The sequence below is a fragment of the Pseudomonas asplenii genome, assembly GCF_900105475.1.
GTDB lineage: Bacteria > Pseudomonadota > Gammaproteobacteria > Pseudomonadales > Pseudomonadaceae > Aquipseudomonas > Aquipseudomonas asplenii.
Window position 1 is genome coordinate 6,092,609 of sequence record NZ_LT629777.1, and the last position, 25,236, is coordinate 6,117,844.

Consider the following 25,236-nt stretch of genomic DNA (forward strand, 5'->3'; position numbering starts at 1 on the left):
CTTCCTGCCAGAGAAGCCCACCATGAGAAAGACTCATCCCAAGGTTCGAGGATTGCAGTAGCTGCACCCTGAATCCCGTGCAAAAAAAACCAGGGCAGATGCCCTGGCTTTTTCATGTTCACTTCGTCACTCAGGCAACTTCAGGCGCTCCAGCACCGCCGTCAACAAGCCCTGGGAGAGAATGATGCTGTCATGGTTCTCCTCCAGCGCCGTTGAAACGCCCAGTCCATTGCGCGCGCACTGTTCCACCAGCACCGCCTGCGCCGCGCCGATTTCCTGGGCAGTCTTGCTTGCCCCCGCCCACCAGCAGTCCGGCTTGACCTGCAGGGGCTTGAGGGTGAAGGCCTCGCTCAAGAGCGCATTGGTTCGCAACAGACGGTAACCGGTCTCGATTTCGTCCTGTACCGCAATATCGCGATAGACCTCGCGCAAGCCCTCGGCACTGACACCGCCAGCCAACGCGACCTGGTCGATGACCCAGTCGGCAATCGCCTGCTCATCGTCCAATTGCGCCCTGGCCTGTTCGATCAGACCGACAATGGTCTGCTCCTCGATGCCGGGGACAAATGCCAGGAGACTGCCCACCAGATTCGCGAACAGGCTCTGCTCTTCCTGCGCAACATCCGGCGCCGGTTCTGGCTCAGGCGCAAAGACCTCCAGCGCGGTCGGCAGGCTGGTGTCCACCAGGCCGAGGAAGCTGACCGCGTCACCGCCCTGTTCCAGCACATGCGCCACTTCCATCGCCAGGGCACCGCCCAGGGACCAACCCAGCAGGTTGTACGGTCCCTGAGGCTGGGTCTGCCTGATCTGCTGGACGTAGTAACCGACCATTTCATCCCAGGAACGATCGAACCAGCCCGGCACCACATAGCTTTTGTTGACCAGCCCGTAGACCCGCCGGTTGTCCTTCAGTTGCCCCGCCAACGGATAGTAGGAATAGGTACCACCACCGCCCGGCGGCAGGCAGAACAACGGTGCGCAATCCGTGCGGCAGCCGTTCATGCTGATCACCGGTGTCTGCACTTTCGCCTCGCCTTCACGCATGAAGTCGGCCAGGTCGGCCAGTGTCTCCATCAACAGGAAGTCGTGCAGCTTGATCGTCACACCGAAGACTTCGCGCAGCCGGCCGACCAGGGAAATCACCAGCAACGAATGCCCGCCCAGCTCGAAGAAGTTATCGTTCAGACCGACCGTTTCGACCTTCAGCAACTGCGCCCAGATATCGGCCAGGCGCTGTTCCAGTTCGGTCCGCGGGGCGACATGGCGGCGCTGTACCGCGCGGGCATCCGGCAGCGGCAGCGCCTTGCGGTCAAGCTTGCCGTTCGGGGTCAGCGGCATCCGCTCCAGCAGCACCAGGTGCGTGGGCACCATATAGTCCGGCAGGCCGGCCTTCAGGTGCGCCTTGAGCTGCGCGTGCAATGCCTCCCAGGGTTGCCCGGCGCCCGCGTCACTGAGCACCAGGTAGGCGGCCAGTTGCTTGCCGGTCGGCCCATCGAGATCGATGACACTGCTTTCGCGGACCGCGGCATGTTCCTGCAGGCGGGCTTCGATTTCGCCCAGCTCGATGCGGAAGCCACGGATCTTCACCTGGTGGTCGAGACGGCTGACGTACTCGATCACCCCCTGCTCGCGATAACGGGTCAGGTCACCCGTGCGGTACAGGCGCCCCCCTCCCTGCTCGTCGAACGGATCGGGGACAAAACGTTCGGCCGTCAATCCCGGACGCTGATGATAGCCGCGGGCCAGGCCGTGGCCGCCAATCAGCAGCTCGCCACGCGCGCCCAGTGGCAGGGTGTCGAAGTCCTCCCCAAGAATATGCAGGTGGGTATTGGCGATCGGCCGCCCCAGCCAGACATCGTCGCTGGCCGTCAGGTAATGGGCGGCGGACCAGATCGTCGTCTCGGTCGGGCCATAGACGTTCCAGACATGCCCGGCCTGCTCGATCAGCCGCTGCGCCAGTTCCGCACTCAGCGCCTCGCCACCACAGAGGATCTTGCGCCCGGCCAGGAAGCCGGCCGGGGCCTGGTCGAGCAGCATGCGCCAGGTCGATGGCGTCGCCTGGATCAGGGTGACCGCGTGATGCTCGATCAACTCGACCAGCGCCTGCGGATCCTTGTTGCCACCGTTGTCCAGCAACACCACCGAAGCGCCGCACATCAACGGCAGGAACAGTTCCAGCCCGGCGATATCGAACGACAGCGAGGTCAGCGACAACACCCGGTCGCGGGCATCGATCCCCGGCTGCCGGGCCATGCTGAAGAGGAAGTTGCTCAACCCCTCGTGGCGGACCTCGACGCCCTTGGGCTTGCCAGTGGAGCCCGAGGTGTAGATCACATAGGCCAGGTTATCCGGCATAGCCAGATTCGCCAGCGGCGCATCGTCCACGCCATGGCGCCATTGCGCTTCAAGGTCCAGGCAGAGGCTGCGCACGCCCTCGGGGAGCGGCAGGTGCTCCAGCAGCGGGCTCTGGGTCAGCAGCAGTTGCAGGCCACTGTCCTGCATCATGTAGGCCAGCCGATCCTGGGGGAAGTCCGGGTCCAACGGCACATAGGCGCCACCGACCTTGAGAATCGCCAACAGGCCCACCAGCATGTCCGGACCACGCTCTACCGCAATCCCCACCAGCACATCCGGCCCCACGCCCGCCTGGCGCAAGGTATGCGCCAACTGGTTGGAACGCTGGTCCAACTGCCGGTAGCTCATGCGTCCCTCGCGCCAGATCAGCGCCGTGTCCTCGGGCGTACGAGCAACCTGGGCCTCGATCAAACCCTGCACGAAGGCCTGGGCAGGGTAAGCCGCTGCGGTCTGGTTCCACTCCCGTTCGATCTGCTGCCGTTCGGCCTCGCTCAGCAACGGCAGGTCAGCGACCCGTTGCGTGGCATCGGTGCTGATCGCTGCCAGCAACCTGCGCCAATGACGCGCCATGCGCTCGACCGTGCTGCGCTCGAACAAGGCGGTGGCATAGGTCAGGGTGGCGCCCACCCCCTGCTCATGCTCGCTGGTATCCAGGGTCAGGTCGAACTGTGCGGTGTGACTGTCCAACGCCAGCCCTTGCACACTCAGCCCGGACAATTGATGCCCTTCACCACTCACCTGGCTCTGGTGGTTGTACATCACCTGGAACAACGGGCTATGGCTCAGGCTGCGTTCCGGCTGCAGGGCCTCGACGAGTTGCTCGAACGGCAGATCCTGATGCCCCTGGGCTTGCAGGGCAGTTCTTTTCACCTGCTGCAACAGCTCGGTAAAGGTCAGCGCCGGCGTGAACTCGGCCTTGAGCACCTGGGTGTTGACGAAGAAACCGATCAGGCGCTCGGTCTCGACACGTGTGCGGTTGGCGACGGGGACACCGACACGGATGTCGGCCTGCCCCGAGTAGCGCTGCAACAGGGTCTGGAACGAGGCCAACAGCAGCATGAACAAGGTGACACCCTGCTCGCGGGCCTTGGCTTTCAGGGCCTGCACCAGGTGCGTGTCCAGCTCGACCGACAGCCGATCGCCGGCATGGCTCTGCTGGGTCGGACGTGGACGGTCCAGGGGCAGTTCGAGTACCGGCTGCTCGCCACCCAGTTGAGCTTGCCAGTATTCCAGTTGCCGACGCTGTTCGCCCGCCTCCATCCACTCTCTTTGCCACAGGGCATAGTCGGCATATTGAATCGGCAGTACCGGCAACTCGAGTTCACGCCCCTGGCTGCTGGCTTCATACAACTGCACCAGTTCGTCGACCATGACCGGCATCGACCAGCCATCGGCAACAATATGGTGCACGGTCAGGACCAGCACATGGGCATCCGGCGCCAGGCGCAGCAGTTTCACCCGCAACAGCGGTCCCTGTTCCAGGTCGAACGGACGGCGGATTTCCTCATCGACATATCGGGTGATGTCCGCCTCGACAGTTGGCTGCGCGGCGACATCGACAGAAAGTGTGAACGCCGCGGCCGGATGAGTGACCTGCACCGCCCGCTCACCCTCCTGACGGAAAGTCGTACGCAGTATTTCATGGCGTGTGCACAATGCCTCGAAGCTGCGCCGCAACGCCTCGATATCCAGTGCGCCATCCAGCCGCAGAGCGGCCGGAATATTGTAGGCGGCACTTTGCGGGTCGAGTTGCCAGAGGAACCACTGGCGTTGCTGGGCATAGGACAGCGCCAACGGCCGGTCACGCCCGATCGGCAGCAGGGCGGGCGCCTTGTCGAGCGTACCCTGCGCAACCCGTTCGGCGAACTCGGCCAGGTTGTCGGCCTCGAACAACGCACGCAGCGGCAGCTCGACCTCCAGCCCCTGGCGCACCCGGGATATGACCTGGGTGGCGATCAGCGAATGCCCGCCCAGCTCGAAGAAATTGTCGCCCAAGCCCACCCGCTCGACCTTCAACACCGCCTGCCAGATCTGCGCCAGCGCTTGCTCCAGCGGAGTCTGCGGGGCCAGGTAGCGGGACTGCGAAAGGTCTGCCTGCGGGGCCGGCAGGGCCTTGCGATCGACCTTGCCGTTCGGGGTCAACGGCAGTCGCTCCAGCAGGATCAGGTGAGACGGCACCATGTAGTCCGGCAGGCCCGCCTTCAACAGTTCCTTGAGCTCGCGCCGGAACGCTTCCTGCGACGCCTCAGTGGCCTGGAGAAGACTCACGTCCTCGGCCACCAGGTACGCGGCCAGCTGCTTGCCCGCCGGGCCGTCGATATCGATGACGACGGCCTCGCGGACCGCGGCATGCTCTTGCAGCCGCGCCTCGATTTCTCCCAGTTCGATGCGGAAACCACGGATCTTCACCTGATGGTCCAGGCGCCCGGCGTACTCGATCACGCCGTCGTCATGGTAGAGGGTCAGGTCACCGGTACGGTACAGGCGGCCCCCGCCCTGCGGGTCGAACGGATCCGGAATGAAGCGTTCGGCGGTCAGCCCCGGACGCTGGTGATAACCGCGCGCCAGGCCGTCGCCGCCGATCAGCAGCTCGCCGCGGGCGCCCGGCGGCAACACGTCGAAATCGTCGCTGAGGATATGCAGGCGGGTATTGGCGATCGGCCGGCCGAGCCAGATGTCATCGCTCGACGTCAGGTAGTGTCGCGCCGACCAGATGGTGGTTTCGGTCGGGCCATAGACGTTCCAGACGTGTCCGGCCTGCTCGATCAGCCGCTGCGCCAGTTCGGCACTCAGGGCTTCGCCACCGCAGAGGACCTTGCAACCCGCCAGCCATCCTGGCGGCGCGCTGTCGAGCAGCATGCGCCAGGTCGACGGCGTCGCCTGGATCACCGTGACCTGGTGCTTGCCGATAACCTCCAGCAACGCCTGCGGGTCCTTGTTCTGTTGCTGGCGCAGCAGAACGACCGCCGCACCGCGCATCAGGGTCAGGTACAGCTCCAGCCCGGCGATGTCGAAGGACAGCGAGGTCAACGACAGCACCCGATCCGAAGACTCCACCCCCGGCTGCTCGGCCATGCTGAACAGGAAGTTCACCAGCGCGCCATGGGACACCGCAACGCCCTTGGGCTTGCCGGTGGACCCGGAGGTGTAGATCACGTACGCCAGATTGTCCGGCTGTGCCAGATTGCCCAGCGGTGCATCGCTGACCTCGCCCAGCCAGTCCTGCGACTGGTCGAGAAACAGGCTGCGCACCTCAGCACCAACGGCCTGGTGGATACTCAGGTGACGCTGGGTCAGCAGCAACGCCAGCCCACTGTCCTGCACCATGTACGCCAGGCGATCCGCCGGGAAGTCCGGGTCCAGCGGCACGTAAGCGCCACCGGCCTTGAGGATCGCCAGCAGACCCACCAGCATCTGCGGGCCACGTTCCAGAGCAACGCCCACCAGCACATCCGGCCCGACGCCCAGCTCACGCAGCTTGCGCGCCAGGCGATTGGATTGCAGGTCCAGTTGCTGATAGCTCATCTGCCCATCATCGAACAGCAAGGCCGCAGCTTGCGGCGTTTCACGACTCTGTTCGGCAATCAGTTGGTGAATGCAACGATCCGTCGGGTAGCTGGCTTCGCTCTGGTTCCAATCCACGACGATCCGCTGGCGCTCGTCGTCGCTCAGCATCGGCAACTCGACGACACGACGATGAGCACCGACGGCAATGGCACCCAACAGATTGCGCCAGTGGGCGGCCATGCGCTCGATGGTCGAGGAGTCGAACAGCGCGCTGGAATACGTCAGGGCGGCGCTCAGGCCGTCAGTGTTTTCATGGGTGTCCAGGGCCAGGTCGAACTGGGCGACATGGCTGTCCCAGGACAGTCCCTGAACAGTCAGGCCCGGTAACCTGTGCAGCTCGCCAGGTCCTTCGGTCTGATGGTTGTAGACCACCTGGAACAACGGGCTGTGACTCAGACTGCGCTCCGGCTGCAGCGCCTCCACCAATTGTTCGAACGGCAGGTCCTGATGCGCCTGGGCCTCCAGGGCGGCCTGCCGGACCTGTTGCAGCAGTTCGCTGAAGGTCATGTTCGAGGTGAACCCGGCGCGCAGCACCTGGGTGTTGACGAAGAAGCCGATCAGGCGTTCGGTCTCGACCCGGTTGCGGTTGGCGATCGGCACCCCGACACGGATATCGGCCTGCCCGCTGTAACGGTGCAGCAGGGTCTGGAACGAGGCCAGCAGCAACACGAAAAGGGTAACCCCCTGCTGCCGGGCCACGGCCTTGAGGGCATCGACCAGCTCCGGCGGCAGGTCGATGGCCAGCCGTTCACCGACATGACTGCGCAGGGTCGGGCGCGGTCGGTCGATGGGCAACTCGAGCACCGGTTGCTCACCGCCCAATTGTCCAGTCCAGTAGTCCAACTGACGGGCCTGCTCACCCTCGGCCATCCAGCGCCGTTGCCACTGGGCGTAGTCGGCATACTGCACCGGCAAGTCAGCCAGGTCGGCGGCAGAGCCCTGATGATAGGCACTGTACAGACGCACCAGTTCATCAACCATGATCGGCGTGGACCACCCATCGGAGACGATATGGTGGACCGTCAGCACCAATACGTGCTCGGTGTCTTCCACCCTGAGCAGGCGAACCCGCAACAGGGGGCCCTGTATCAGGTCGAAAGCCTGCCCGGCCTCGCGCTCGACGTACTCGCGGATGGCCGCTGCGCGCTCAGGCCCGGAAATATCCGAGAGGCGCTCCACGGGCAAATCGAATGGCGTGAGCGGATGAATCACCTGTACGGTCTGCTCACCCTCCTCGCGGAAAGTGCTACGCAGGGTTTCGTGGCGGGCGATCAGTGTTTCAAAGCTGCGCCGCAGGGCCTCGACGTCGAGGGTGCCGCTGAGCTGCAGCGCAGCCGGGATATTGTAGGCCGCACTGTCCGGGTCCAACTGCCAGAGAAACCACTGGCGCTGCTGGGCATGGGAAAGCAGCAGCGGTTGCGTCCGGTCGGCCCGTTCGATCGTCGCGATCAGGGTCGGGACAGCGGAGCCGCCTTCGGCCTTGCGCACGAACGCCGCCAGGTCCTGAGCCTCGAAGAGGTCACGCAACGACAGTTCCAGCGCAAGGCTCTGGCGAATCCGCGAGATGACCTGAGTCGCCAGCAGCGAATGCCCACCCAGTTCAAAGAAGTTGTCGTCCAGCCCCACCCGCTCGATCTTGAGCACCTCGGCCCAGATCTGCGCCACCTGCTGCTGCACAGCGGTCACCGGGGCCACATGGTTTTTCTGCGCCTGGGCAACATCCGGTGCGGGCAAGGCTCGACGGTCCAGCTTGCCATTGGCGGTCAGCGGCATCTGCCGCAGGAGAATCCAGTGTGCTGGCACCATATAGTCGGGCAGTACGGACTTGAGGTGTTCCCTCAGCTCACGCCGCCATTGTCCCTGGACCTCTGGATCGGCATCCAGCAGCAGCGGATCGGACGGTACCAGGTAGGCTGCCAGTTGCTTGCCGCCCGGCCCGTCGATATCGATGACACTGACCTCCCGGACCGCGGCATGTTCGCGCAGCCGGGCATCGATTTCGCCCAGCTCGATGCGGAAACCACGGATCTTCACCTGATGGTCCAGGCGCCCGATGTATTCGATGCAGCCTTCGGCCCGATAACGGGCCAGGTCGCCCGCCCGGTACAGACGACCACCACCCTGCTCATCGAACGGATCGGGGACGAAACGCTCGGCGGTCAGCGCCGGACGCTGGTGGTAACCTCGCGCCAGGCCCGCGCGCCCCACATGCAGCTCACCGCTGCAACCCTGGGCGACGGGGTTGAAGTCGGCATCCAGCACGTACCACGACAGGTCGGGGATGACCTCGCCAATCGGGCTGACGCCCGCCTGCAACAGATCCTCACGCCCGATCGGCCGGTAGGTCACGTGCACCGTGGTTTCGGTGATGCCGTACATGTTGACCAGCTGTGGCGAACGATCGCCAAAACGCTCGAACCAGGGTTGCAGGCTGCCGACATCCAGGGCTTCGCCCCCGAACACCACGTAGCGCAGTGGCAGCGGCGAGGACGACGGCGGCGCCTCGCAGGCGACCCGTGCCAGTTGCTTGAACGCTGAAGGAGTCTGGTTCAGTACCGTGACTCCTTCGCTGAGCAGCAGCGGGTAGAAATCCTGCGGCGAACGGCTGATATCACGCGGCACGATGACCAGGCGACCGCCGTGCATCAGCGCACCGAAGATCTCCCAGACCGAGAAGTCGAACGCATAGGAATGGAACATCGTCCAGACGTCCTGCGGCCCGAACCCGAACCATTCTTCAGTGGCCTGGAACAGCCGGAGGATATTGCGGTGCGGCAGCAGCGTGCCCTTGGGCTTGCCGGTGGAGCCCGAGGTGTAGATTACATAGGCGAGGTTGTCGGGGTCGGTCAGCGTCGGCAGGTTGTGCTGTGGGTAACCCTCCAGCCAGTCGCCTTCCTGGTCCAGGCACAGGCTGTGCACGCCGTCGGGAATCGGCAACCGGCCGAGCAGGTGGCTCTGCGTCAGCAGCAGGCGAATGCGGCTGTCCTCGATCATGTACGCCAGGCGGTCCTCGGGATAGTCCGGGTCCAGCGGTACGTAGGCACCGCCGGCCTTGAGGATCGCCAGCAGGCCGACCAGCATCTCCAGGCCCCGGTCCACCGCCAGCCCCACCAGCCCATCCGGGCCGACTCCGCAGGCGCGCAGATGGTGCGCCAGTTGATTGGCCCGGCGGTTCAACTCGCCATAGGTCAGGCTGCGGGAGCCATGGGTCACCGCCAGCGCATCCGGCGCCTTCAGGGCCTGGGCCTCGATCAGTTCGTGGGCACAGGCTGTGGCGGGGTACGCCGCGGGCGCCGGGTTCCAGGCCCGGAGGGTGTGTTGCCGCTCCACCCGGTCCAGCATCGGCAAGGCGGCGATACGTTGTTGCGGGTCCGAGCCAATGGCTTCCAGCAGGCGCCGCCAATGCCCGGCCAGGCGCTCGATGGTGGCCTGTTCGAACAGGTCACTGGCGTAGGTGAACGACGCTCCGAGGCCCGCGTCGCTTTCGAAGGTGTCCAGGGCCAGGTCGAACTGCGCGGTGCGCTTTTCCCACGGCAGCCCCTCGACACGCAAGCCGGCCAGCTCGCGCACCTCGCCACGAACCTGGGTCTGGTGGTTGTACATCACCTGGAACAACGGGGTGCGGTTGAGGCTGCGCTCCGGTTGCAGGGCTTCCACCAGTTGCTCGAAGGGCAGGTCCTGGTGGGCCTGGGCGTCGAGCGCCGTTCTCTTCACCTGCTGCAGCAACTGGGCAAAGGGCGCCTGGGCATCGATCTCGGCCCGCAGGACCTGGGTGTTGACGAAGAAACCGATCAGCCCTTCCGTTTCCACCCGGCTGCGGTTGGCGATGGCCACCCCGACGCGGATATCGGTCTGGCCGCAATAGCGGTGCAACAGGGTCTGGAAGGAGGCCAGCAACAGCATGAACAGGGTGACGCCCTGTTGCCGGGCAACTACCTTCAGGGACTGGGCCAGTGGCGCCGGCAGGTCGATGGCCAGGCTGTGTCCGGCCAGGCTCTGGTGGGTCGGACGAGGTCGATCGATGGGCAACTCAAGCACCGGCTGCTCGCCCCCCAGCTGGCCCTTCCAGTAGCCGAGCTGGCGTTCCTGTTCGCCCGCCTCCATCCAGTCACGCTGCCACTGGGCGTAGTCGGCATACTGGATCGGCAAGGCCGCCAGTTCGACCTCGCGGCCCTGGCGGAAACCATCGTACAGACGGACCAGTTCATCGACCATGATCGGCATCGACCAGCCATCGCAGACGATGTGGTGCAAGGTGAGGATCAGGACATGATCGTCTTCGCTGATCTGCAGCAGCCGAACCCGCAGCAAGGGCTCGTGTTCCAGGTCGAAGGGTCGCTGCACCTCAGCCTCCACGCAGGCGCGGATCTGTTCATCGAGGTCTTCGGCAACGGGGGGCGCCAGGCGCTCCGGCGCCAGCGAGAACACATCGGCCGGATGGATCACCTGCAGGACATGCCCGGCGTCCTGGCGCAAGGTCGTGCGCAAGGTTTCGTGACGCCGGATCAGCGCCTCGAAACTGCGCCGCAGCGCTTCGGTGTCCAGGCTGCCCTTCAGGCGCAAGGCCGTGGGGATGTTGTAGGCGGCACTGCCCGGCTCCAGTTGCCAGAGGATCCACTGGCGCTGTTGGGCATAGGACAGCGCCGAAGACGACTCTGACTCCCGTCTGAAAATCGGGGTCACCCCATAGAGGTTCACCCCTTGTCGCTTGAGCAACGCCGAGAGCGCCTTGCGCTCCCGGATGGACAGCGATTTTACGGAGTCGAGCAGCTCTTGCACTTTGATGTTCTCCCGCTATGCGATCAAATTATCGATTTCCTCCGCAGTAAGACGTTTGAGGGCGGCCAGCGATTTAGCCAATTCATCCTGTGCCTGGCCACTTTGGCCGGTTTTCTGCCGGATCGTGCGACTGAAGTCGGCCAACACCGGCAACTCGAACAACTCGTTGAGCGACACGTCGATATGCAACTGGTCACGCAGGCGTACCATCACCTGCATGACCAACAGCGAATGCCCACCCAGCTCGAAGAAGTTGTCGTCCATGCCCACCCGCTCGACCTTCAGCACATCGGCCCAGATATCTGCCAATTGCTGTTCCTGCTCGGTCTGCGGCGCCACATAGTGGTGCTGCAACAGGCTGACATCCGGCTTGGGCAAGGCCCGGCGATCAAGCTTGCCGTTGGCGGTCAACGGCATCCGCTCCAGCACCACCAGGTGCGTCGGGACCATGTACTCCGGCAGATGCTCCCTGAGGTGCGCCTTGAGCCCATCGCGCAAGGCCGGGACATCGTCCGCCGTCCAGTCGCTGTCCCTTGGCACCAGGTAGGCCGCCAGTTGCCGGCCACCCGGGCCATCGATGTCGACTACCACTGCCTCGCGCACCGCCTCGTGCTGCTGCAGCCGGACCTCGATCTCGCCCAGTTCGATGCGGAAGCCGCGAATCTTCACCTGGTAGTCCGTGCGCCCGACGTACTCCAGCACGCCATCGCCGGCCCGGCGCCGAACCAGGTCGCCGGTGCGGTAAAGGCGCTCCCCCGGCGTATCGCCGAACGGATTCGGCACGAAACTCAGCGCCGTGCGTTTCGGGTCGCCCAGGTAGCCGCGGCCGACCCCCAGGCCGGCAACATGCAGTTCCCCGGTGGCGCGTGCCGGCATCGGTTCGAGCAGATCATTGAGAACGCTCAGACGATTGTGATCGGTATCCAGGCCAATCGGCAGATAGGCACGCTCACGGTCCTGCAACTGCACCCGGTGCAGGGCAACGTCATCGGAACATTCGGCCGGACCGTAGGCGTTGATCAACGGAATTGCCGGGTACTGGCGCAACCAGCGTTCGGCCAGCGCCGGGGCCATCGCCTCGCCGGTGGTCAGCAGATAGCGCAGGCTTGCCAGGCGGGCCACGGGCTGGTCGAGCAGCCCCTGGATCAGCGCCGGGACCACCTCGAGCACGGTGATGCCCGTCTGCTCCACATGCCTGAGCAGCGCGGCCGGGTCCTGGACGATGGCCGAAGGCACGATCTCGACGCGGGCTCCGCAGAGGCCGGCGGTCAGCAGTTGCCAGACGGAAATGTCGAAACTCTGCGAGGCGGTCTGGGCGATCACATCGTGCTCGGTCAGCCCCAGGTAGGGCACCTTGCTCAACTGGTTGTTGAGCATCCCGCCCTGCTCCACCATCACGCCCTTGGGCAGGCCGGTGGAACCCGAGGTGAAGATCACATAGGCCAGGTGCCGGGCACTGCTCACAGGCAGGTCAAGCGACAACCCGTCGGCCCCGCCCTGTTCCAGTACCTGCTCCCAGACCAGCAACCGCGGACGGGCCTGTGCAGCAATAGGCGCCAGCAATTGCTCGGCCAGCGCCTGGCAACCGGCACTGCAGACCAGTACACCGCTGCCGCTGAGGGAGAGAATCTCCGCCAACCGCTGGGCCGGCAGCGCGGGGTCAAGCCCCAGGTAGCCGGCGCCGGCCTTGAATCCGGCGACCACCATGCCCAGCAGCGGCAGGCCGCGCTCACCGAGAACGGCCACCAGATCATCGTCCATCACTCCGGCGGCTCGCAGCGCCTGCGCCATGCGTGCGCTGTATTGATCAAGCTCGGCGTATTTCCAGCTCTGGCCCTGACAGGTAGCCGCCAAACGATCCGGAACGCGCTGCACGGTACGCTGGAACAGCGATGCGTAACCCTGCTCGAGGTCACCATCGACCGCGCTGACGGTATCGATACCCAAGGCCATCGGCGCCTGCAAGGTCGCCACCAGGTCCTGGAAGTCCAGCTCGATCCCTGTGGCAAACGCCTCAAGCACCTCACGCAGATCACCCAACAAGCGCTCGACCGTTGCCACCTCGAACAGGCGCTGGTCATAAGACAGGTGCAGGCCCAGGCTGGAGCCCGGATAGATCACCACGGTGATCGGGTAGTTGGTGTGGGTCCGCGAGGAACCGGACTCGATTTTCAGGCTATCGGCCTGCTCACCGATGCTGTCCTCGATCGGCGCATTCTCGAAGACGAACAGGCTGTCGAACAGCGCCTGGCCCTTGCCGACCTCGCTACCGCCCTGGATGGTCACCAGGTGCAGATGCTCATGCTCGCGCAATTCGAGGTTGTGCTCCTGCAGCCCCTGCAGCCAGGCCTTGACCGTCTGCGGGTTGTGCGCACCCGGAATCCCCACACGCAGCGGGATACTGTTGATGAACAGTCCCACCGTGGCCTGCATTTCGGGGAACTCGACGGGACGCCCGGAAACCGTGACCCCGAACAGCACGTCGCGCTCGCCGCTGTAGCGGTGCAGGACCACCGACCAGGCCGCCTGCACCAGCGTGTTGAGGGTCAGTTGGCTGGACTGGGCGATCCGCGACAGTTGCTGCGTCTGTTCATTGCTGAGGCGAGCCAGGCAGTCGCCGGTCGACGAAGTACCGGCATCACGACTGATCAACCGGTCGAACGGCAACGCGGTCGGCTGCTCGAAACCGGCCAGCTCACGCTCCCAGAAAGCCCTCGACACCTGCTCATCGTGCCCCTGCAACCAGGCGATGAAATCCCGGTAGCGCGGTGGCAACGGCAGTTGTGTGGAGCGACCTTCGACCTCGGCAGCGTAAAGCTCGAAGAACTCCGCGACGATCCCCATGCGGCACCAGGCATCGAGCAGAATATGGTGATTGCTCAGGACAAAACCGTAGCGCTGCGGGCCCAGCTGGATCAGCCGCAGACGGAACGGCACTTCGCCGGCCAGGTCGAAGCCCTGCTGCAATTCGGCGCTCAGTTCGGCCTCCAGGCGGGCCTCGTAATCGGCGGCCTCCACCGTTTGCCAGTCCATGTAACGGATGTCCGGAGCGACAGGGCGACGGACGATCTGCACGATGGTGTCGCCAATATCCCAGCAGAACGAGGTACGCAGTACCTCATGCCGTTCGACCACCGAGCGCCAGGCACGGGTAAAGGCTGCCTGATCGATAGCATGGTCGATCAGGTAGCAGTACTGCATCAGGTAGATACCGGACCCGGCTTCACGCAAGGTATGCAGCAGCAACCCTTCCTGCATCGGCGACAGTGGATAGATATCGGCAATGTCCCGCGCCGCCACCGGCAGGCGCTGCAGTTGCTCACGGCTCAGGCGTACCAGCGGGAAGTCCGAGGGCGTTACGCCCTGGCCGGCGCCTGCGGCGCAGTGGACGACCAGGGCCTCCAGTTCCCGGGCATACTCGTCGGCCAGGTGCTGCAGCGTCGCGGTGTCGAACACCTCGCGACTGAACTCCCAGTGCAATTGCAGTTCGCCGCCCTGCACCTGACCATTGATGCTGACCAGGCTGCCCAGCGGCGCCGATTCGTCCTGGCCCTGGCCGCTGTCCTCGCCGGCGAGCTGGAACAAGCCAGTGCCGCTGTCGACACCCTGCTCGACCTGCCCCAGGTAGTTGAAAACGATGCTGCCCTCGGGCAGGGCCTGCAAGGTCTGCCGCGCCGACGGCGTACCGAGGTAGCGCAGCAGGCCGTAGCCGATGCCCTTGTTCGGCACCGCGCGCAGTTGCTCCTTGATGGTCATGATCGAGCCACCCAGCGAATCCTCGGGGCTCAGGCGGACCGGATAGAGGGTGCTGAACCAGCCACTGGTACGACTCAGGTCAAGCCCTTCGAACAGGTCTTCACGACCATGTCCTTCGAGACGGATCAGCACGTCGGGCTGCCGGGTCCAGCGACTGATGACCCGCGCCAGGGCAGTGAGCAGCAGGTCGTTGATCTGCGTCCGATAGGCGGCGGGCGCCTGCTGGAGCAATTGACGGGTCAGTTCGGCCCCCAGCCGGGTTTGCACGGAGGCAGCATGCAGGCGCTGCTGCCCGCCTTCAGGATGATCACAGGGCAAGGCGTCGCTGGCACCGCGCAACTGCTCCTGCCAGTAAGCCAGTTCCTGCTCCATCAGTGGGCTCTGCGCATGGCGGTGCAAGTGTTCGGTCCAACTTTTCAGCGAACTGCTGCGAGCCGCCAATGCTGGCGATTGCCCTTGGGCGATCGCACTGTAGGCCGACTGCAGATCCTCCAGCAGCACCCGCCAGGACACGCCATCGACCACCAGATGGTGGATCACCAGCAACAGGCGTTGCTCACCGGCGGGCAGATTCACCAGCACGGCACGCAACAACGGCCCCTGTGCCAGGTTCAGGCTGCGCTGGGCCTCGTCCAACAGCCCAGCCAGTTGCGCCACTGACGACAGATCGCGAACCCACAACATGTCGGCGGGCTGAGTTTCCCGGTAGCTGGCCCGCCAGCCATCGCCCAGTGCTTCGAAGCTCAGGCGCAGGCCATCATGCTGCTCGATCAGAATCGCCAGCGCCCGCTCGACATGAGCGGCGTCCAGGGTATCGCGCGCCTTGAGCAACACCGACTGGTTCCAATGGTGACGCTGGGGAATATCCATGTCGAAGAAGCGGGCCTGAATCGGCAGTAACAGCTGCTCGCCGCTGATCTGCTGCGGCGCTTCGACCGCCACCTTTTTCTCGATCAGCCTCGCCACCGTCGCCAGTTGCGCGATGGTCTGCTTCTCGAACAACTGCTTGGGACTGAGCTTGATCCCCTGGCGCTTGGCCCGGGCAATGATCTGCAGGCTGAGGATCGAGTCGCCACCCAGCTCGAAGAAGTTGTCGCTGCTGCCCACCCGCTCCAGCTTGAGCACATCGGCCCAGACCGCCGCCAGCTTCTCTTCGATCTCGCCCACCGGCGCGATGTAGCGCTGCCGAGCCACGCCCGGTACGGGCAAGGCACGCTTGTCCAGCTTGCCATTGGCAGTCAGCGGCAGGCGCTCCAGTATCAGAATATGCGCCGGCACCAGGTATTCCGGCAGACCCGCCTGCAGTTGCTGACGCAAGGCGTCTCCCTGCAGGGTGACGTCGTTGGCCGCCACGCAATACGCCACCAGTTGCAGGCGGGTGGCATCGCTTTCCAAAGGCAGTGCCAGCACCACCGCTTCAGCCACGCCATCAAGCCCCAGCAGCAACTGGGCGACTTCTCCCGGTTCGACCCGATAACCACGAATCTTCACCTGATCGTCGGCACGTCCCAGATATTCCACTCGGCCATCGACCCAACGTGCACGGTCGCCAGCCCGATACAGGCGTTCACCCTGCTGCGCAGCAGGATCAGGCACGAAACGCTCGGCGGTCATTGCCGCACGTCCCAGGTAGCCCTGGGCCAGGCCGGCGCCGCCCAGGTACAGCTCGCCCGGCACACGCTCGGCCACCGGGTTCAGGTAGGCATCCAGCACCCGTGCCTGGTCGTTGGTCAACGGCAGGCCAACCGGCACCGTGCGGCAACCCTCCAGGCGCTCATGCACTTCGTGGGTCAGGATCCCCACGGTGGTCTCCGTCGGGCCGTAGTGGTTGATGATCCGGCAGTCCGGCACCAACTGGCGGACCTGTTCGATCAGCGCCCAGCTGCTGGCCTCGCCGCCGAGGATCAGCAGTTGTCGCGGCAGCACCTGCGCCGCACGGCCAGCCTGCAGCAGGCCTTGCAGATGACTGGGGACAATCTTCAGCACATCGACCTGATGCTCGTGCATGTAGGAGGCGAAGCTGTCCGGGTCAAAGGCATGTTCATGGGTCATCAGGTGCAGCAGCCGGCCACTGGCCAGAGCACCGAACAGCTGGGTGTGCCCCAGGTCTGCGGCAATGGTCGAGACCAGCGCCAGGCTTGCATCGGTCGCCAGTTGCAAACGTTGCAGCACCGCCTGTACGTAGTTGGCCAGGCTACGGTGACTGATCAGCACGCCCTTGGGCTGCCCGGTGGAACCGGAGGTGTAGATGAGGTAGGCCGGCTGCTCGGGATCGACCTGCAGCGTCAGCGCCGAGCTGTCCAGATCGGCCCATTGCTGCGCCTCGGCGGCCAGCGCCGGACACACTCCCAGGTTGGCCGAGACGTTATCGCCCGGGGTGTGGATCAGCAAAGCTGCGGCACTGTCCCTGAGCAGTTGCTGCAGACGCTCGGCCGGCTGGCGGTTATCCAGGGGCAGGTACACCGCTCCGACCTTGAGCACGGCGAGCACTGCCACCACCCAGTCGATGGAGCGCTCCTGACACAATGCGACGACATCACCGGGGCCCATGCCTTCGGCTTGCAGCAGGCGCGCCAGTTGGTTGGAACGGCGCTCCAGCTCGTCGTAGTCGATCAACTCTGCGGCGCAACGCAGCGCCGGCTTGCCCCGCCCGGCGTGCAGGCCCTGCTGCCAGAGTGCGAGAAAATCACTGCAAGGGAACTGCGCCTGGGCTGCTGCCGGGGAATCGGCAGGCAGGCCCGGCTGCTCTAGCAGGCTCGTCCCGGCGGCGCTGACCATCTGCTCCAGCACCTGCTGCCAGGCCTGGGCCAGCCGCTCGATGGTCGCGGCCTCGAACAGGTCGGTGGCGTAGGTGAACTCGGCCTCGATCCCCTCCGGGGTGTCGGTGAAGTCCAGGGCCAGGTCGAACCGCGCATCGGCCACGCCAATGGCGAAGGCCTCGACGCTCAGGGCCGACTGCACCGGGGCACTGCTGCTGCGCGCCGCGAGCACGTTCTGGTTGATCTTGACCTGGAACAGCGGGTTGTGGCTCAGGTTGCGTTCCGGTGCCAGGGCATCCACCAGTTGTTCGAAGGGCAGTTCCTGATGGGACTGCGCGCCGCTGACAACCTGCTTGACCTGTTCCAGCAACTGTTCGAGGCTGTCGCGCTCATCCACCTGGATGCGCAGCACCTGGGTATTGATGAAGAAACCGATCAGCCCTTCCAACTCCTCGCGGTTGCGCCCGGCGTTCGGTGCACCGATGCGGATATCCGCCTGGCCGCTGCTGCGCGCCAGTACCACGGCCAGCGCCGCCAGTGCCTGCATGAACACGGTCTGGCCGTTCTGCCGGGCCCGGGCCTTGAGTTGCGCCGAGAGCCCAGGCGACAGGTTGGCGTGGACGACGGCCCCACGATGACTGGCCACCGCCGGACGCTCATGGTCCAGCGGCAGTTCCAGCAGCGGCTGTTCCTCACCCAATTGCTGCTTCCAGTAGGCCAACTGGCGCTCGCCCTCGCTGGCTTCCAGCCAGGCACGCTGCCAGATCGCATAGTCGGCATACTGGATCGGCAGCGGTGCCAGCCCGGCCGGGCTGCCGTTCACCTCGGCCAGGTAGAAGCGAATGAACTCCTGCACCAGCAACTCGCTCGACCAACCGTCCGAGACGCTGTGGTGCATGCACAGGGTCAGTACGTGCTCATGCTCGTCCAGGCGCCAGAGCCGGACCCTCAGCAACGGCCCCTGCAACAGGTCGAACGGTGCGGCCAGTTCGGCGGCCACCAGGTCCTGCAGACGCACCTCGCGGTCCTCGCCGGGTTCGGCGGCAATGTCCACCCGCTGCAGGGCCACCAGCGACTCGTCGAGAATTTCCTGGTGGAACTCGCCTTCGACCGAGACGAAACGGGTACGCAAGGCCTCGTGGCGGTGCACCAGCAGGACCAGGGCCCGGCTCATCGCCTGCTCATCCAGGGTGCCCGTCAGGCGCACCGCCATGGGCACGTTGTAGGCACTGTTGTCCGGGTCCAACTGCCAGAGGATCAGCATCTGCTGCTGGGCGTAGGACAGCGGGATACGAGCGACGTCATGGCGGGTTTCGGCGATCGGCAGCAGCCTGAAACTCTGCCCGGTCTCGCTCATTTTCTGCAGGATCTGGCGGCGCTGTTCCAGCGGCAGGCCGACGAAGCGCTGGGCAATCCGTTGTGCTGTGGTCTTGTCCATCTCAGGCCTCCGCCATTTCGTTCATCATGCGTTCGATGTCGGACAGCCCGTCATCGGTCAAGGCCAGACCCGCGTCTTCAAATGCTTGGGAAAATTCGTTCAATTGCGGTTTCTCGAAAATAAGTCGCAGAGGAATGTCGATGCCAAGACTCGAATGAATCCTGGAGATCACCTGGGCCGCCAGCAGTGAATGGCCGCCCAGCTCGAAGAAGTTGTCGTGCAGGCCAACCCGTTCCACCTGCAGCACCTCGGCCCAGATCGCCGCCAACTGCTGCTCGCGCTCGTTGCGCGGCGCCACATAGTCCTGTTGCCAGAGACTCGGGTCCGGCTTGGGCAATGCCTTGCGGTCCAGCTTGCCGTTGGGCGTCATGGGCATCTGTGCCAGCACCAGCAGGTGTGCCGGGACCATGTAGTCCGGCAGGCCGACCTTGAGGTAGTCACGCAGTTGCCCCCGCAGCGCCTGCTGGGTGGCGGCATCGGCCAGGGCCAGCGCCGGATCGTTCGGCACCAGGTAGGCCGCCAACTGCTTGCCGGAAGGCCCGTCGATGTCGATCACCAGGGCTTCGCGGACCAGGGCATGCTCCTGCAGGCGCGCCTCGATCTCGCCCAGTTCGATACGGAAGCCACGGATTTTCACCTGGTGGTCGAGGCGCCCCACGTACTCGATCAGGCCTTCGTCGCGATAACGGGTGACATCGCCGGTGCGGTACAACCGGCCACCGCCCTGTTCGTCGAACGGGTCCGGGATGAAACGCTCGGCGGTCAGGCCCGGACGCTGGTGATAACCTCGGGCCAGCAGCGCGCCGCCGATCAGCAGTTCGCCACTGCCGCCCTGCACCGCCGGGTTGAACGCGGCGTCGAGGATGTACATGCGTCGCGCGCCAAGGGGCCGGCCGATCGGCATCAGCGCCGGCCGGGGCAGTTCGCCGCGCACATAGGGCGCGCATTCCAGGTAGCTCGCCGTGATGGTGGTTTCGGTCGGACCATAGGTGTTGAGCAGGCGGATATGTTCGAGCCCGGCCTGCTTCCACAGGCTGATGCCCTCGGCCGGCATCGCCTCGCCGGTGGCGCTGACCTGGCGCAGCGCGCCGAAGTCGCGCAGCCCCAGACGGCAGAAGTCCTGGGCCAGCAGGTACCAGTAGGCGGTACTCAGGTCCGCCACGGTGATCCCCGAACGCAGCACCTCGCGCTGGAAAGTGCTGCTGTCCCAGACCTCGTTGCCACGTATCACCACGCCCGCCCCACGGCACAGGGCCGGGAACAGCTGCTCGACGAAACCGTCGAAGTTCAGAGTCGAGAACAGCAGCACACGGTCCTCTGGCACCAGGCGGAAGTACTCGATGGCCACCTGGCAATGGGCGCTCAGGGCATGGTGTTCGATGGCCACGCCCTTGGGCTTGCCGGTGGAACCGGAGGTGTAGATGACATAGGCCAGGTTGTGCAGCTGGGCCGGGCTCGACAGCGCTTGCCCGTCGTAACCCGGCAGCCAGTCTTCGGCCTGGTCCAGGCACAGCACCGGCAGCGCCGCCGGCACTGGCAGATGCGCCAGCAAGGGACGCTGGCTGAGCAACAGGCGAATGCCGCTGTCCTCCATCATGTAGGCCAGGCGGTCCTCGGGGAACTCCGGGTCCAGCGGCACATAGGCACCGCCGGCCTTGAGGATCGCCAGCAGCCCGACCACCATGTCCAGCCCGCGATCGACCGCGATACCCACCGCCACTTCCGGGCCGACGCCCATGTCCCGCAGCGTGTGGGCCAGGCGGTTGGTCTGGTGCTCCAGTTCGCGATAGCTCAACTGCTGCTCGCCGAATACCAGCGCCACCGCGTCGGGGGTGCGCTGCGCCTGGGCCTCGATCAGTTGATGAACACACTGCTCGGCTGGGTAATGGCCTTCGATCCGGCTCCAGTCCTGCAACACCCGCTGCGTTTCCAGGGCATCGAGCAGCGGCAGTTCGGCGACCGCCTGCTCCACACCCGCATTGACCAGGGCCTGCAGCAGGTTGCGCCAATGGCCGGCCAGGCGCTCGATCGTGTCCGGCTCGAACAGCGCGGTGGCGTAGGTCAGTGCCGCGCGCAGGCCGTCTTCGCTTTCGAAAGTGTCCAGGGTCAGGTCGAACTGGGCGGTATGGCTGCCACTGTCCAGCGCCTCGACCTCGAGCCCCGGCAGCGGCCGCACCGCCCCCTTGAGTTCGGTCTGGTGGTTGTACATCACCTGGAACAACGGGCTGTGGCTCAGGCTGCGTTCCGGTTGCAGAGCCTGCACCAGGTGTTCGAAAGGCAGGTCCTGATGAGCCTGGGCGCCCAGCACCGCCTGCTTGACCTGCTGCAGCAACTGGTCGAAGCGGGTGTGCAGGTCGAACTCGGCACGCAGCACCAGGGTGTTGACGAAGAAGCCGATCAGCCCTTCGGTTTCCACCCGGCTGCGGTTGGCCACCGGCACGCCGACGCGGATATCGTTCTGTCCCGAATGGCGATGCAGCAGGGCCTGGAACGAGGCCAGCAACAGCATGAACAGGGTCACACCCTGCTGCCGCGCCAGGACCTTGAGACCCTGTACCAGGGCACGCTCCAGTTCGACCTGGGTACGGGCGCCGGCATGGCTCTGCAGCGACGGCCGTGGCCGGTCGGCCGGCAATTCCAGCACCGGCTGGTCGCTGCCCAGTTGGGCGCTCCAGTAGGCCAACTGCCGGGCCTGCTCGCCGGCCTCCATCCAGCCGCGCTGCCATTGCGCATAGTCGGCGTACTGGAAGGGCAACGGCTTGGGTTGCGGCAAGCGGTCCTGGCTGAAGGCGACATAGGCCTCGATCAGCTCATCGACCATGATCGGCATCGACCAGCCATCGGAGACGATATGGTGCAGGGTCACCACCAGCACATGACGTTCCTCGCCGAGGCGCAACAAGCGCGCCCGCAGCAGCGGCCCCTGCCGCAGGTCGAAAGGCGCCAGCACTTCACGATCGATGCGCGTCATCAGGGATTCGCTATCGGTGCTGTCCAGCACCTCGACCGGCAGTTCGAAGGTCGCTGTCGGATGCACCACCTGCAGCACCTCGCCATCGCGCTCGGCGAAGGTGGTGCGCAGGCTCTCGTGACGTTCGATCAGCGCCACGAAGCTGCGGCGCAGCGCCTGCGGGTCAAGATGGCCGTTCAGGGCCAGGGCGGCTGGAATGTGATAGGCGCTGTTGTCCGGCTCCAACTGCCAGAGGAACCACTGGCGCTGCTGGGCATGGGACAGGCGCAGCGGCGCCTGGCGATCGGCGGCGACGAAGGCCGGCGCAGACGTGCCAACGCCCTGCCCGGCGCTGGCGGCGAAGGCCGCCAGGTCAGGGGTTTCGAACAGGCTGCGCAGCTCCACGTCGATGCCCAGGACCTGGCGTGCACGGGCGATCGCCTGGGTTGCCAGCAGCGAGTGGCCGCCCAGCTCGAAGAAATTATCGCTCAGCCCTACCCGCTCGACCTTGAGCACTTCACTCCAGATCGCCGCCAGTTGTTGTTCGAGGGTGCTGCGCGGCGCGACATAGGCTTGCTGCAACAGCGCCGTATCGGGAGCTGGCAAGGCCTTGCGGTCGAGCTTGCCGTTGGCGGTCAACGGCAGGGCCGACAACAACATGAGGTGAGCCGGCACCATGTAGTCGGCCAGGTGCCGTTTCAGGTAATCGCGCAGTTCCAGGCGCAGCGCGGCCTGGCGCGCGGTATCGCCCAGCAGCGTCGGATCCATCGCCACCAGGTAGGCCACCAGTTGTCCATCCAGGGCCAGCACCACGGCCTCACGGACCTGGGCATGGCACTGCAAGCGCGACTCGATTTCGCCCAACTCGATCCGGAAGCCGCGGATCTTGACCTGCTGGTCGCGGCGACCGATGTAGTCGATCACGCCATCGCTGCGCATGCGCGCCAGGTCGCCGGTGCGATACAGCCGCCCACCCTGCGGGTCGAAAGGATTGGCGACAAAGCGCGTGGCCGTCAGTCCCGCCTGGTTCAGGTAACCGCGGGCCAGGCCGGCACCGGCGACGTACAACTCGCCAATGCAACCCGGCGGTGTCAGGTTCAGCGCATCGTCCAGCAGGTACCAGGACAGGTCGACGATCGGCTCGCCGATCGGGCTGCCCGCCGACTGTTCGAGGTCTGCCCGCGACAAGGGCCGGTAGGTCACGTGCACAGTGGTTTCGGTGATGCCGTACATGTTGACCAGGGTCGGCGAACGCTCGCCAAAGCGCTCGAACCAGGGGCGCAGGCTCTGCACTTCCAAGGCTTCGCCACCGAAGATCACCTGGCGCAGTGCCAACTCGCGTGGCGACTCCAAGGCCACCGCCATCAGCGATTTGAAGGCCGAGGGGGTCTGGTTGAGCACCGTCACCCGTTCGTCGCACAACAGCGCATGGAAGGCCTCGGGCGAGCGGCTGACCTCGTGGGGCACCACCACCAGCCGGCCGCCATGGAGCAAGGCACCGAAGATTTCCCAGACCGAGAAGTCGAAGGCGTAGGAATGGAACAGCGTCCAGCTGTCCTGGCTGTCGAAGCCGAACCAGTGCCGGCTGGCGTCGAACAGGCGCAGCACATTGCCGTGGGGCAGCAGCGCGCCCTTGGGTTTGCCGGTGGAACCGGAGGTGTAGATCACATAGGCGAGGTTATCGACATCGACCTGGCACACCGGGTTGTCCTGGTGACCGTCCGCGCCGGCGCTCCCCAGGTCCAGGCATTCGACCTCCGCCGGCACCGGCAGGCGCTCCAGCAGGTGCCCCTGGCCCAGCAGCAGCTTCAGGCCGCTGTCGTCGATCATGTAGCGCAGGCGCTCTTCCGGATAGGCCGGGTCCAGCGGCACATAGGCACCGCCAGCCTTGAGCACCGCGAGCAGGGCGACGATCATCTCCAGCGACCGTTCGGCCGCCACCCCCACCAGCACATCGGCTTTCACCCCGCGGGCGATCAGCCGATGGGCCCAGCGGTTGGCCCGGGCATTGAGTTCGGCATAGGTCAGCCGCTCACCGGCACAGACCACGGCGACAGCGTCTGGACGCCGCTCGGCCTGCTCCTCGATCAACTGGTGCAGGCAACGCCCGACCGGATGCACCTGCGGCGCCGGGTTCCAGCGCGCCAGCACCTGCCGCTGTTGCGCCGCGTCGAGCAGCGGCAACTCGGCGATGCGCTGGCGCGGATCGCTGACGATCGCCCGCAGCAGGCTCGCCCAGTGCTGCAACAGGGCTTCGACGGTAGCGCCCTCGAACAGGTCGGTGGCGTACTTGAACACCGCTTCGATGCCATGGGCCTGCTCGCTGGTGTCCAGCACCAGGTCGAACTGGGCGGTCTGGCTCTGCCATGGCAACGGTTCGATGCGCAGGCCGTCCAGGGCGCTGGCTGATTTGACCCGGCTCTGCGCCTGGTGATTGAACATCACCTGGAACAATGGGCTGTGGCTCAGGTTACGGCCCGGCTCCAGGGCCTCGACCAGTTGCTCGAAGGGCAGGTCCTGATGGGCCTGCGCCTCCTGCACGGTCTGCCAGACCTGGCGCAGCAACTGCTCGAAGGTCTGTTGGCCGTCGACCTCGGCCCTGAGCACCTGGGTGTTGACGAAAAAGCCGATCAGGCGTTCGATTTCCGGCCGCTCGCGGTTGGCCACCGGCACGCCGACCCGGATATCGGCCTGGCCGCTGTAGCGATGCAACAGCGCCTGGAATGAAGCGAGCAGCACGCTGAACAGGCTGACGCTCTCGCGCCGGGCCAGGGCCTTGAGGCCTTCACTGAGCAGAGGATCAAGGGTCAGGTTGCAACTGGCCCCGGCAAAACTGCGGGACACGGGCCGTGGATGATCGGTCGGCAGCTCCAGCACCGGCTGTTCGCCACCGAGTTGCTGCTGCCAGTAGGCCAACTGGCGCTCCTGCTCTCCGGCTTCCATCCAGTGGCGTTGCCACAACGCATAGTCGGCATACTGGATCGGCAAGTCCGGGAGCGTCACCGCCAGCCCCTGACTGAGGCTCTGGTAGCCCTGCAGCAGTTCCTCGATCATCACCTGCAGCGACCAGCCATCAGCGACGATGTGGTGCAACGCCAGCACCAGTACGTGCTCCTCGTCCGCCACCCGCAGCAGCGCCGCCCGCATCAGTGGCCCGTGGCGCAGGTCGAAGGGCGCCTGTCCGTGCTCGAGAACGAAGGCCTGGATCCGCGCGTCACCTTCGTCGGCAGCCAGGCTTTCAATCTGCAGTTCAATGGTCCCGGCGGGCAACACCACTTGCAGGGGTTGCCCGTCGGTCTCGGTGAATACCGTGCGCAGGGGCTCGTGACGCGCCAGCAGGGCCTGCAGACTGCCCTGCAACGCCGTCACATCGAGCCGGCCCTGCAGCCGCAGGGCCATGGCAATGTTGTACGCCGCACTCTGCGGCGCCCATTGCCAGAGGAACCACTGACGCTGCTGAGCATAGGACAGGCGCAGCGGCTCATCAGCCGCCCGCTTGAACACCGGCGCGATCTCGAACAGGTTGATGCCCTTCTGCCGGAGCAGAGTGGCCAACCCCTTTCGCTGCATCGCCGAGAGTTGCCCTACCGACTCGATTAACTCCTGCACGCGTTGTTCCCTCTCAAAAAATC

3 protein-coding genes are annotated in these 25,236 nt (G+C 65.3%); all 3 read right to left on the minus strand.

Features of this window, described 5'->3' with window-relative positions; all coding sequences use genetic code 11:
- Positions 1-126: 126 nt before the first annotated feature.
- From BLU37_RS29635 to BLU37_RS27035, 3 genes are read right to left on the minus strand one after another with little or no spacing between them, the layout of a single operon-like run.
- A complete protein-coding gene (locus BLU37_RS29635; RefSeq protein WP_090210463.1) occupies positions 127-10,701 on the minus strand; it encodes an amino acid adenylation domain-containing protein in 10,575 nt (3,524 codons plus the stop codon).
- 15 nt (positions 10,702-10,716) lie between these two features.
- Entirely contained in the window at positions 10,717-18,654 is a 7,938-nt protein-coding gene (locus tag BLU37_RS27030) for a non-ribosomal peptide synthetase (protein ID WP_090210465.1), read from the minus strand.
- A 1-nt stretch (position 18,655) separates the two neighbouring features.
- Complete coding sequence (locus BLU37_RS27035) at positions 18,656-25,213, minus strand: amino acid adenylation domain-containing protein (protein WP_408003638.1); 6,558 nt, start codon at positions 25,211-25,213, stop codon at positions 18,656-18,658.
- Between the last annotated feature and the right edge of the window lie 23 nt (positions 25,214-25,236).

What these genes read in the sequence shown, in the direction of transcription:
- BLU37_RS27030 (WP_090210465.1), bottom strand. Translation starts at nt 18,654, where the DNA reads ATGGACAAGACCACAGCACAACGGATTGCCCAGCGCTTCGTCGGCCTG.